We start from the raw sequence: 9,735 nt of genomic DNA, 5'->3' as shown, positions 1-9,735 counted from the left end.
ATATATTGAATCAGCCGGGTTGTATTAATACATAATACCCCGGCTGATTTTGTTTCACTTCCTGCCAGATTTAAATGTTTCAGTTCTTCCTATAAATGAATGTTTTCGGTGTAAGATTATAACGACTCTATCTCCTCTACCGACAAACCTGTACATTTTGCAATGCCGGTAGTCTCTATACCCATACGTTTCATATTTACTGCCGTCTGACGTAAGGCTTCTGCCTTTCCTTTAGCCTCTCCTTCTGTAAGACCTTCCGCTTTTCCTTCGGCAAGGCCTTCGATCCGGCCTTCCCATTTGGCGGTGTCGAGAACATCGTTCTGGATCATGATTACATTCAGGTGCTCGTCATAAGCATGCCGCTCCTGCGAGGACATGGAGTAGTACTTTAGTTTCTCGCGGGCTTCACGAAGGCCGGGTGTTGTCGTATCGGGACGGATCGTGCCGTCTTTCAGGTATTTGATCCATTCGTCCAAAGGCGTTGTGGCTACTTTATCGAACTCGTTTACACGGATCAGAATGTATTCAGGGAAGATCTCTGCAGGCAGGCGGGTGATGACTGCATCGCGGTCGCGCATGTTGATACGCAGACGGTCGCCGGTATGCACACCGGTGAAATGATTCTGTCCGTGGTAGAAATAATCCGTACCCACACCGAGATCGAAGTAAATAATGCTGATGGAGTAGACTTTCTTTACCTTCTGATAACCTTCACCCAGCGAGATATGCTCGGTGATGGCTTTGGCCACGCCGTAGAGGATACGTTCGAGATAATGCACTTCGCGGGTGTTCTGGATTTCGACGATAATGATCTCGCCTTTGCTGTTCAATGCTTTGATGTCTACACGATTGAACTTGTCGCTGGCACTTTCCTGGTTGCTTTCGCTTTCGAGGATTTCAAGGATACGAACCTCTTCCCGCAACACGACTGTCAGGAAACCGTTAAGCACATCGAAGTTGGCCTTCTGGCGCAACAAACGCTTGATGGCCCAATCGAAGCGGATATACCGGTCTTGCAACTCTTTTCTTTCATTCTCTGCCATGACTTTAGGATCTAAATTTTTCATAATTAAGTGTTTTATGTGTTACGTAATTCACAAAGATACATATATTAATGGATGAACAGACAGAACTGGTTCGCTTTTTTCCTATTATATTAACTATCCTGTAACACTCAAGTGATTTTGATTAATGAAACAGACTGTACTGTAAGTGCTTGCTCTTCAGGAGAGAAAATTCTTATATATTATGATACTTGAGTGCCACAATATATGATACTTGAGTGTCATAATATATGAGAATGTTGTATCATAATATATGATACTGTGATAAGATAGAACAGGATAAAAACAGAGTCCGGTAGCGTTGTAAGGATGGGTATATCCTATTTCAGGACAAGACAGTGATAGATGAGTGATAGTTAAGTGATAGTTGAAAAAAGCAACTATCACTCTTATATCCCTTGATTATAATAGTATAAAGAAGATTTGTGATGGTGTGATAGTTGCTTTTCAATATGTGTATAGTAAAATTAGAAACTCATATTCAACTGCATCACGTAAGTACGCGGTGCACATACCAGCATCGGGCGGGTACAATATTCTTTATTGAATAAGTTGTTTACGGAGAACTGGAAAAGGATATCTTTTGTGATTTTCACACCTGCGCGCAAGTCGACCACGCAATAATCCGTGTTCTTTTCTTTCCAGTAAGAGTTTAATGTCTCTCCGCCGATATTGCCATACAGGAACTGGCGGATATATTCCATTACATCCGGTTGATCCTTTTCGCGTTCATCTACCATCAGATAGTCCACTGCCAGCATTTTGCTTTTCCAGGTGACGTTCAGACCGAGGTTCAGACGTTTCCATTCAAAATCGACAACTCCTTTTACCGTATGTTTCTGGCGGTATTTCAGATATTTGGAGTCGTTTGATTTCTCTTTGGCACGGAGCGGGTCGTTGTATTGTGCTTCGATCTCGTTCTTTTCTTTATAGTCGGCATCTTCCGGTTCGATAAATACATATCCCAGATTGTAGGTTAAGCGCGTGTCGGGGTTGAAGTTATAAGCACCGGTCGTGCTTACTTCCGCACCGTAGATGCGTGCTTTCGATACATTATAGAACTGTGCTCCGATACCCGGCATCTGGCCTTGGGCAAGGATACCCAGGATCTCTTTCGTGCTGTTGGCATAGGCAAATGTATTGGGGTCGAAGAATCCGAAGCGGAACTCGATCATATCGGTATACTGGGTATAGAAACCGGCTACATCGAAGAAGCCTTGCAGATTTCCCAGTTTATAGCCTTGCTTGATACCTAATTCAGCGTTGACTCCCTTTTCCGGCTGTACATCGTTGTTCGGGAATACACCGACTCCGCCGATATCCTTGCGGGCATATTTCTCGGTCAGAGACGGATAGCGGTAACCTTGCCCGAAGCTGGCACGGATAAAGCTGTAATCGGCCAACTGATAATTCAGACCGGCACGGAAGATTGGCTTAACCGGTACTTTTGCACCGAATATCTTGGTATCAGCTTCACGCAGGTAGTCGTCTACACGGTAGTATTCGGCACGCATACCGGCCGATACGCTCAGGCGGTCGAAGAAACGCTGGTCGTACTGGAAGAAGAGGGCGGCATTGTCGCTGTCATGGTTACCGGTGGTGACGGATGTGCTGCGCATGTGCTCGTAAGTGGCACCCGCAGTGATCTGTGTTCCGTTGTCCCATTTCTTATTGAACTGGTAGTCTATATAATAGGTATAGTTCTTATCGATGCTGACCGGATCGGATTTCGGTTCGATCGCATTCGATAACCACGGGATCAGGTCGGATGTGCTGCTCGGAATACCGCGTTTCATCACCCACGAGAGCAGGTCGGCATAATCGGCCGTAGTTGCTGTCGGGAAGATCTGGCCCAGCATACCGGTCGCTCCGTTCACCAGTCCGTTCACATCGCCTTGCAGTGCCGGCTGGATGAGCGGGTAGAGCATGCTGTAATCGCCATTTTGTACGTTCTGCACAATCCCTGTAATGGCATTGACGTCCGTTCCCATATTTCCGAGAATTTCAGTGATCGACTTGCCCTTGTTGGAACCGTCTGCAATGTTGTCGCCACGATAATAAAAACGGGCTTTGATCTTATGTGACGTATTATTGGACGGGTTCGTAAAGTTAAAGAACGGGTCGATATAGAATGTATTCGCTTCGCGTCCCATATTGGCGATAGGCGATGGCTCATAAGCATCTTTCGGTGAACGCCAGAGGAAGAAGTCGGCATATTTATCGCTCATGAAATTGACGTTGAAACCATAGTTTACCAACAGGCCGTTCGTCATAGGCTGATGATAAGTCAGGTTACCACCGGCACGGAAACGTTTGTTATAGCCCTGCTCCTTGTATCCTTCGTCGGTAAACATATTCAGTCCGGCCGATACGTCGAAATTCCCGATACGGCGGGCATGGGAGAAGTCTATCCCTTCGTATATCGGGTTGCGGATACCGGAGAATACATTCTTACGCAGGAAAGGTTCCACTTCATATTTACCTTCTTTCCAGAACGATTTGTCGCTCCAACGGTATTCTTCGTTATCAGGATCGCCGTAAATACCCAGATAAGTACGCAGGGTGGTTACCGGTGTCAGGCTGGGGCGTTTTGTCCGGATATTGATCACCCCATTCAAGGCCGACGAGCCGTAAAGAACCGATGAAGCTCCTTTCATCACCTCTACCTGTTCGATGTTTTCAAGCGGGACGATGTTCCAGTTGATAATACCCGTACCGGAAGTAAGGGCGCTCATCCCGTCTATCAGAACGAGGCTTCGCGAACCGACACCGTATGTCCAGCCGTTACCGCCACGGATAGATGGCTGTTTGTCGTTGATATCTACACCCGGCATCGTATTCAGCGTTGCGCTCAGGTCGGTCGGTGCCTGTTTGGTGATGTCTTCCGCCTTCAGAAGATCCATTGAAACGGTTACGTTGCTCAGCTTCTGCTCAAAGCGTCCGGCACTGACTACTACGTCGCCCAGCAGATTCGCTTTGATACGCATCCGGATATCTCGGGTTTTCGTTTCGTTCCGGTTGATCACTACCGGCACCATTTCATTCTCATATCCTATATAACTGAACAACAAGTCGACGCCACCTTCCGGCAGGCTGATCTGATAAAAACCGTCGGCATTCGAGACGGTTCCGTCTGTTTCCCCGCTCAGTCTTTTATAAGTAATATTGACACCGGCCAGCGGTTCGTTTGTCTCCTGATCGTAAATATGTCCTTTCATTATCTGCCCGAATGCAGGCCCGGCCAGAAAGGTTAGTAGGAATGCTATTACATATAACTTTTTCATTTCTATCGTTTTTATTTGTTATAATGTCTGTTTTTCTTTGGTCAGCATCATACCCAGTTCGAGTGTCTGGGTTTGTTGCAGGCTTCCGCTCAATAGGTCGAGTAAGGTACCGATCATCGGCCCCATCGGGCCGTTCAGGATTTCTTCCGGAAGAAGTCCTTTTACTAAAGAAAGCAGGGGAATGAACGCCTCTATTTCTTCCTTGTCGAGGTACAGGTAAATGTCTCCCTTGTAGGCAATCATATTGCCCATGCTGTTGGTGGGCGTTTCCGAGTTTTTACGGATGTTCATCTTAATGCCTGTCGTACTCCATTTATTGAGCTGCTGATAAACAGCGGCGATAAGTGCCATGTCTAACCCGTCGTCCGCCTTGGTCTTGTTCTGTTGGATCTGGTAGAGGATCATGTCGATATTAGGCACGATGTAAAGCTCTGAATCGTCTTTTACATAATAAGAAGCCAGGTTGATCGGAGAGGAGATCCATTCGCTGTCTTTTCTGTCGGGAACTGCATTGATCAGGTCGCCGATCGCTTTCCCTTCCGGCATAGTGGCATACCTGGCTGTGATATTACCGTCCGGATTGAAAGTGACGTTATTTATAAACCACGTGATCAGGTTGCTCAGCATACCTTCCAGCATGGGGGCGGCCTGTGCCAGTATCAGGTTGTCGGTTACTAGATGGAAAGAATAATGACGTAAGGTGTAGTTTCCCAGCACCGGGTCTTTCTCTTCGGTGACAGCGGTTTGCACCGGATACCAGGTCTTGTTGGATGTCAGCTGGTTGCTTGCAATTTTCACATCAGTCAGATCCAGTGTCATTTTCCCCTTCTCCACTTTCCCTTTGTAGGCGAAGGTCGTTCCATTGGTTCCGGTTCCGTTCCCGGCAAAAGAATAGCCGTTGGTCTCGGAAGTGAGTGCTACATTCTCCAGCGGGGTAGCAGTTTCTCCCGGTAAGACACCGTGTAAGGTAATGTTGGCTGTGTTGTCATTAGTCATTTTAAAAGCGACATCCTTACCGATGAACTCTCGTCCGCTGTAAGTCAGGATCAGTGCGTCGCCACCCTCGGGTGCGCTCAACTTGTTAGAATAGGTTCCGTTCATTTCGGGTCCATCATAATCATCATTGTCATCGCAGGCGGTAAGTAGGGCGACCATACAGATGGCATAAAGAAAGTTGCGCAATAAATACTTGTTCATTTACTTTTCTTTTTATTGTTTAATATAATGATGTTACAAAGTACCGACATAACTTTAAATCAAACAATAGCTATCTTTCGGAATCAATATTCTATTCTTAAGAAATGACCTTTTATTCTTGTATAACTATCTGTATATTAATATATGCCAATGAGATATTATTAATAATAGAATATCGAATGTGAAAAATGGAGATTGACGGATATATTTATAAGTACGTTCTTTGTTCTCATTATGTTAATGAGTCTATTATTAGGTTTTTTAGCCTTTTTGGTTCGCATGCTCTTTAAACGGAAAGCGGCAAGTAAAAAGGTAAGTGAGGGATACGAAGTGAAAGAACAGTGTCTCGTGGATGACAGTGAAGGCAAAGAAGTCTGAATTGTTGTGGAAAAACTACATGTAAAATATTGAACGGATGAGAATATTATTAGTAACAAGAGGATCGCAGGGGGATGTATTGCCCTATCTGGCTATTGCCCGTGAACTGGTTGAGCGCGGCCATGAAGTAACAATGAATCTTCCCCATGTCTTTGAGGAGATGGCAAAAAAATATCCTGTGAAAGTGGTTTTGCAGGACTTCGACAATATAGGCGGAATGATGGCCGATGCCGCAGAGAATAAGCAAAGTTTTAAACGGATCGTAGAGTGGACGCGCGATGCGATAGACAAGCAGTTCGTGCAGGTCGTACCGCTTCTGGAACAAAACGATGTGTTGGTTGCCGCCAATACCGAATTTGCGGCAACCGGTATTGCGGAATATTGTAAAAAGCCGTTTGTCCGCACGGCTTTCGCTCCTTTCCTGCCCGGGGAGAAGATGCCGCCGCCCGCTTTCCCATATCCGAAACCCAATCCTATCTTCACGCCTAAGTTGCTTTGGCTGATGATGAACCGTGTTTCCAATTATATGGTGAAAGACACAATCAACAGGAACCGTGCGAAATATGGTTTGGCTCCTATCAAGAACTTCGGACAGGATGCCGCGAAGAATAGTGATAACTTCCTGTTGTATAGCCAATACCTGGGACATACCGATCCGGTTTGGGATGAACGTTTCCGTTGGAATATCGGTGGCTATTGCTTTAATGATACTTTCGAGTATGATGAAGAGGCCTATCAGGAACTGATGGCGTTTATAAACAAAGACAAGGCACCGGTTATCTTCTTCACTCTAGGCAGTTGTACGACCAATGACCGCGAACGCTTCTGCGGGATGCTGGCTCGTATCTGTGAACGGAAGAAATACCGCCTGGTGGTCGGTTCGGGTTGGGCAAAGACCGGAGCTTCGTTACAGGGAAGCGAGCAACTTTTCCTGATGGACAAGCCGATCCCTCATCATTTGATCTTCCCCCATTGCGATGCTGTTATCCATCACGGAGGAAGCGGAACGACACATAGCGTGGCACGTGCAGGAGTTCCTCAACTGATCACTCCTTTATTGCTCGACCAGCCTTATTGGGCTTACCGGGTGCAGGTTCTGGGATTAGGCCCGGCAAGGGTAAAGATCGCAAAGGTTTCGGAAGAAGAGTTGGAAGAAAAAATGAGCGACCTGGTCACTAATCCGGATTATAAAAAGAATGCAGCCGCTGTCGCTGAACAGATAAAGAGCGAAAAAGGTATAGAGAAACTATGTGATTACATAGAGTCTCTGGCGTGATGAATCCGGCTTGTATTTAGTCTTTTTTACCGCAGTTTATTTCTGTTAAAATGCGGCCCGCCTTTTGCCATGAAGAAAAGTGTCGATAAGACTGTCAGGCAGGCGCCGAAAAGATAGGCGTAATTGAACCCGCCGAAGGTTTGCGCAATGCTTCCCCCAATCATCAAGCCGATACCGATACCTACGTCCCAGCTTGTCAGGTAAGTGGAAGTAGCCGTTCCGCGCTGACTGTTGGGGGCAAGGTTCACGAACAAGGTGTTGAAGGCCGGAAACATCGTTCCGAAAGCGACTCCCTGCGACAAGGCGATCCCGATAAATAAATAGGAGGTGAATACCGGGTTCCATTTCATCAATGTTTCGAGTGATGCCAGTGCGAAAAAGCTGGCACATGCCAGGAACATTCCCAACAGGATAACCAGCGTGATACGCCCTTTATCCACCTGTCGCCCGGAGAACAGGCGTGATACCGCCAGCCCGATCGCCATAAAGGTGAAGTAAAGTCCGGAATGTACGGAAATACCGATCTCGTCGGCATACATCGCCACATAAGTAGTCGTCATGCCGTAAGGGATGGAAAGCAATAATAAGGAAATCCCGGCCCAAAGCCCTTTCACCAGGAAGAAACGGTCGAGCGAGATCGGTTCCTTCTTGACCGACTGCTTGTAAGGTGTTTTTACCAGATAAGCCATAATGAATCCCAGGAAGCAGGAAATAAGCGAGCAGGAGAAGATCACCTCATAACTGAAACTTTCGTGCATAAACAATCCGATCATCGGCCCGAAACTCATCGCCAGGTTGTTTGCCATCCCGTAATATCCAAGCCCTTCGCCACGTCGGGAAGAGGGGAGGATGTCGATCACGATCGTATTACCGGAAACTGTCACCATACCGAAAGCAAATCCATGCAGGATACGCAGCACAATGAATATACTCAACAGGCTGGCCACCATATATCCGGCAAATATGACCATAAAGATACCATAAGCCAGCAGGTATAACGGCCGGCGTGCAAACGTATCCAGTAAATAACCCGAGAACGGCCGGATACAAAGACAGGCGATCGTATAGCAGGACAGGATAAACCCGATCATCGACTTATCCGTCATAAACCGTTCCTGCAGGTAGAAAGGCAGGATCGGAAGTATCAGGTAAAAAGCAAAGAACAGCAGGAAATTTGCTGTCAATATGTAGCAAAAACCGGGTGATAATAACTTGTCTTTCGCCATTGTTGTGAGTCGTTGGATTAATTACCGTATGTATCAAAATAAAATACTGAAGTTACCGGAAACCCAACTGATCGAAAAGTTTCCGTTCTTCTGCAGTTGCATTCTTTATTGTATAAGCTGCAAACTCCCGTGGGTGCTGATAATTTGCCCGGAACCATTCAAACTTATCCGGCGTTTCCCGTAGTATTTGATCTATGGCAAGCGGGTTGAAGCTCCTGAGAACGGCATATTCGATACGTTGATCCGCCACACCGTCCAGGTCGATAACCGGATCGGTCGGGGCTGGCGGGATCACTTCTCCCAGCTTCTCTATTTTTATGTCGAAAAAACGTTCGATATTTTCGAGGCAGGTACGGGTACCGTTTGCCTTACCGTCGGCAGAGAAACCTGCAATGTGTGGAGTCGCGATGGACACACGGTCAAGCAGTTCGCGATCGATTGCCGGTTCGTTTTCCCAGCAGTCTATAATGGCTTCGCTGATCTGTCCGGATTTCAACGCTGTGAGAAGTGCTCCCGTATCGTGTACGGCTCCTCTTGAGGCATTTACAAACCAGGGTTTCTTCCGGGTTTTACCGAAAAAATCTTCATTAGCCAGATGACGTGTCATGAAGCGTCCTTCTTTGGTTAGAGGCGTATGGAAACTGAAGATATCAGATTCTTGGGCGATTGTATCCAAAGAAACGAAACCTTTGCTTCCTTCTGCTTCGGCACGCGGCGGGTCATTGCGTAAAACATGCAGTCCGTAAGCTGTACAGAGCTTTTCGAGCTCTTTCCCCACATGGCCGACACCGACTATCCCGATTGTTTTTCCCTGTAATGATTCTTTTCTGCGGAGTGCTACCGTGATTAGCGATGCCAATATGTATTGGGCAACCGATACCGCATTACAGCCCGGTGCATTTTTCCATGTGATACCGGCTTCGTCGCAATATTTTGTATCGATATGATCGAAACCGATGGTTGCCGTGGTAATCAGTTTTACCCGACTCCCTTCCAGCAGCTCGCGTGTACATTTATCTATACTGCGAACGATCAGCGCATCTGCATCATGAATATTTCCGGGAGTGAATTCTTTTGAATTGAGGTATTTAACCTCTGCAATCGGTTCTGCTATTCCCTTTAGATAAGGGATGGTGTTATCTGCTATTATCTTCATTTTGCCTTTGTATTAACTGCTGTGATAAAAGAGAAATCCTATTGTTTTATCTGTGTGCAAAGGTAGTGCTTTCTTTTATAAGGAAGAGGAATGAGGGTGATTAATGTATTTATTGCAGAATCAAGTTGGGTAGTAGGGGTGTTAGTTCTGGTAG

Annotated in this window: 6 protein-coding genes; 1 reads left to right on the top strand and 5 read right to left on the bottom strand. The window is 46.4% G+C overall.

The features are described 5' to 3' along the window. Nucleotides 1-116 precede the first annotated feature (116 nt). From HMPREF1536_RS08060 to HMPREF1536_RS08050, 3 genes are all read right to left on the bottom strand, one after another. The gene (locus tag HMPREF1536_RS08060) at nt 117-1,067 is read right to left on the bottom strand and encodes an Rpn family recombination-promoting nuclease/putative transposase (RefSeq protein WP_044193837.1); all 951 of its coding nucleotides are present in this window, start codon (nt 1,065-1,067) and stop codon (nt 117-119) included. Nucleotides 1,068-1,531: 464 nt separating this feature from the next. Continuing rightward, nucleotides 1,532-4,348 (bottom strand): TonB-dependent receptor, encoded by a 2,817-nt coding sequence (locus tag HMPREF1536_RS08055; protein WP_028726528.1) that lies wholly within the window; start codon nt 4,346-4,348, stop codon nt 1,532-1,534. An 18-nt stretch (nt 4,349-4,366) separates the two neighbouring features. Continuing rightward, entirely contained in the window at nt 4,367-5,545 is a 1,179-nt protein-coding gene (locus tag HMPREF1536_RS08050; protein WP_028726527.1) for a DUF4925 domain-containing protein, read from the bottom strand. A gap of 415 nt (nt 5,546-5,960) precedes the next feature. Here HMPREF1536_RS08050 and HMPREF1536_RS08040 point away from each other — a divergent pair, with 415 nt between their 5' ends. After that, entirely contained in the window at nt 5,961-7,199 is a 1,239-nt protein-coding gene (locus HMPREF1536_RS08040) for a glycosyltransferase (protein WP_028726526.1), read from the top strand. 26 nt (nt 7,200-7,225) lie between these two features. Here the strand turns inward: HMPREF1536_RS08040 and HMPREF1536_RS08035 are convergent, their stop codons facing one another. Further along, on the bottom strand, nt 7,226-8,425 hold the full coding sequence (locus HMPREF1536_RS08035; protein ID WP_028726525.1) for an MFS transporter: 1,200 nt from the start codon (nt 8,423-8,425) through the stop codon (nt 7,226-7,228). 52 nt (nt 8,426-8,477) lie between these two features. After that, the gene (pdxB, locus tag HMPREF1536_RS08030; protein WP_028726524.1) at nt 8,478-9,581 is read right to left on the bottom strand and encodes a 4-phosphoerythronate dehydrogenase PdxB; all 1,104 of its coding nucleotides are present in this window, start codon (nt 9,579-9,581) and stop codon (nt 8,478-8,480) included. Nucleotides 9,582-9,735 lie beyond the last annotated feature (154 nt).

Source organism: Parabacteroides gordonii MS-1 = DSM 23371 (assembly GCF_000969825.1).
GTDB lineage: Bacteria > Bacteroidota > Bacteroidia > Bacteroidales > Tannerellaceae > Parabacteroides > Parabacteroides gordonii.
Note: the sequence above shows the minus strand (reverse complement) of the source record. Positions and strands in the feature narration are given on the sequence as shown.

Bases quoted from the DNA above. Each gene is read 5' to 3' on its own strand.
- pdxB (WP_028726524.1), bottom strand. From the start codon at position 9,581: ATGAAGATAATAGCAGATAACACCATCCCTTATCTAAAGGGAATAGCA.
- HMPREF1536_RS08050 (WP_028726527.1), bottom strand. From the start codon at position 5,545: ATGAACAAGTATTTATTGCGCAACTTTCTTTATGCCATCTGTATGGTC.
- HMPREF1536_RS08060 (WP_044193837.1), bottom strand. From the start codon at position 1,067: ATGAAAAATTTAGATCCTAAAGTCATGGCAGAGAATGAAAGAAAAGAG.
- HMPREF1536_RS08055 (WP_028726528.1), bottom strand. From the start codon at position 4,348: ATGAAAAAGTTATATGTAATAGCATTCCTACTAACCTTTCTGGCCGGG.
- HMPREF1536_RS08040 (WP_028726526.1), top strand. From the start codon at position 5,961: ATGAGAATATTATTAGTAACAAGAGGATCGCAGGGGGATGTATTGCCC.
- HMPREF1536_RS08035 (WP_028726525.1), bottom strand. From the start codon at position 8,425: ATGGCGAAAGACAAGTTATTATCACCCGGTTTTTGCTACATATTGACA.